This window comes from Maribellus luteus, from assembly GCF_003576475.1.
Classification (GTDB): Bacteria; Bacteroidota; Bacteroidia; order Bacteroidales; family Prolixibacteraceae; genus Draconibacterium; species Draconibacterium luteum.
This window is the reverse complement of the sequence record NZ_QWGR01000054.1, coordinates 1-918: the sequence shown is the minus strand read 5'-3', so window position 1 is coordinate 918 and position 918 is coordinate 1. Positions and strand designations below refer to the sequence as shown.

At 36.9% G+C, this 918-nt stretch carries 1 protein-coding gene; it reads left to right on the top strand.

All coding sequences use genetic code 11. The annotated features are described in order from the left end of the window. The first annotated feature begins 249 nt into the window (after positions 1-249). Positions 250-840, top strand: a complete 591-nt coding sequence (locus tag D1614_RS23670; RefSeq protein WP_119440466.1) for a type II secretion system protein GspG — start codon at positions 250-252, stop codon at positions 838-840. Positions 841-918: the final 78 nt, after the last annotated feature.

The following is a 918-nucleotide window of genomic DNA, read 5'->3' as shown; positions in this document are numbered from 1 at the left end:
AATATTTCTTCATCTAATCTACAGTTATGTAACTCATTATTTCTTAAATTGCATCCTTGAGTTACGCAGGACACACAGCCAGTGGGTAACAAATTGTAAATTGCATTGCGGGGTTCGTGGTGTGTCGTTCGCTGGATTCTCGCAACATCGTTCCGTCCTCCCGGACAGGAACGAGCTCCGAAATCCGCAACGACAACTTACAAGTGACCGTTAGGCATAAGCTTGAAAGACCAAAAAACAAACTGAACTATGAGAACACTTTTACCTTTTCTTTTTTCAATTATTATTCCAGGAGCGGGACAACTCTACCTTCGAGATTATTGGAAAGGAATTCTTATGATTTTCTTATCGCTGTTTTTATGGCTATTAGTTTCCTTTATTCCCTTGGCGTATCTATTCACAGGAACAATGATTTGGTCTCTAATTGACATTTATCTGAAAACAGAAAAAAAAGAAGGGAAAAGCAAAGCTGTGAAAAATCTAATATTCAGCTTCGTAGTAGTTATTTTTATTATCCCTGGTATTTTCTATTTGTCCTTGGTTTCTTTTACAAAAGGTGGAGAATATGTATCAGACCACTACTTTAATGAAAATAATACGCAGTCCGAAATGACTGAAATTGCGAAACAGTTGGATTCATATTTTTACAACGTTAAAAAATATCCATCTGACTACGAATCCTTTGTTAGAACTAAACCAATTTGGAATGGTTGGCTGACTGATAGTTGGGAAAATAAATATAAATACTCTCAAACGGATTCTTTAAACTATACTTTAACATCTGCAGGACAAGACGGTGAGTTTGGAACATCCGATGATATTGTAAAAAGAAGTAAATGAAAGTCGAGTAGGTAAAGGGGAATCACACCCCTAAACCTCTCACAGAACCGTACGTGATAGTCTCCCATCATACGGCTC